Raw genomic sequence first — 997 nt, 5'->3', positions numbered from 1 at the left:
AGGTATTCACCAATGCGCTGCACGGCCTGCCACTGGATGACGGGCCCCACGTCGTTCAACACCAAACGACGCACCGGCACCGGCAGGGGCAGATCCGCCTGCCCGCACACCACCAGACCAATCAGCCCGCCCATGCTGGTGCCCACCCAGTCCAGGGTGGTCGGCTTGAGCTGCGCCAGCAAAGCCAGCATGTCGGCGGCGTAGGACGGAATCTGATAGCCCATCGGGTCTTTCAGCCAGTCACTCTGGCCCCGTCCAACCACGTCAGGACACACCACACGCAGGCTGTCGCCTGCCTTGGCGCACAGCGCCTGCGCCAGCACATCAAAGTCGCGCCCCTGGCGCGACAGGCCATGGACACAGACCACCACATGGCTGCTTTGCGGGTTGCCCCATTGCCAGTAGGCCATGCGATGCCCGCCCGAGGCATCGGGACACAGTACGTAATTCAGCGTAGGTTCAGACATGGTGAGATCGATGGTTTGATAATGTCGGTGTGCAAACAGGTGAGCGGGCCCACCGTCGCGGTCATCACATCCTAATTCAATCGCAGCGCCCCCCATCATTTACGGAGAAACACCATGTTAAAAAATAAAACAGCACTCGTCACCGGGTCCACCAGCGGCATAGGCCTTGGCATCGCCAAAGCCCTGGCCAAGCAGGGCGCCAACATCGTCCTCAACGGCTTTGGCGACGTCGAGGGCCCGAAAGCCGAAGTCGCCGCATTCGGCGTGAAAGTGGCCTACCACGGGGCCGACATGAGCAAACCGGCGGAAATTGAAGACATGATGAAATACGCCGCTGCCCAGTTTGGCCGCGTCGACATTCTGGTGAACAACGCGGGCATCCAGCACGTGGCCCGAATCGAGAACTTCCCCATTGAGCGCTGGGACGCCATCATCGCGATCAACATGAGCAGCGCCTTCCACGCCACCCGCCTGGCCCTGCCCGCCATGCAAGCCGCGGATAACGGCAAAGGGTGGGGCCGCATCATCAA

Annotated in this window: 2 protein-coding genes; one reads left to right on the top strand and one right to left on the bottom strand. The window is 61.7% G+C overall.

Going from position 1 to position 997, the window contains the following annotated elements; translation table 11 throughout:
* Positions 1 to 467, bottom strand: a 467-nt coding sequence (locus B3V69_RS11145) for an alpha/beta fold hydrolase (RefSeq protein WP_296446538.1), incomplete at its 3' end; no start/stop codon positions are given.
* A 114-nt stretch (positions 468 to 581) separates the two neighbouring features.
* Between B3V69_RS11145 and B3V69_RS11140 the strand changes: the two genes are divergently transcribed.
* Positions 582 to 997, top strand: a 416-nt coding sequence (locus B3V69_RS11140) for an SDR family NAD(P)-dependent oxidoreductase (protein ID WP_296446537.1), incomplete at its 3' end; no start/stop codon positions are given.

The organism is Rhodoferax sp. UBA5149 (genome assembly GCF_002413825.1).
Classification (GTDB): Bacteria; Pseudomonadota; Gammaproteobacteria; order Burkholderiales; family Burkholderiaceae_C; genus Rhodoferax.
Note: the sequence above shows the minus strand (reverse complement) of the source record. Positions and strands in the feature narration are given on the sequence as shown.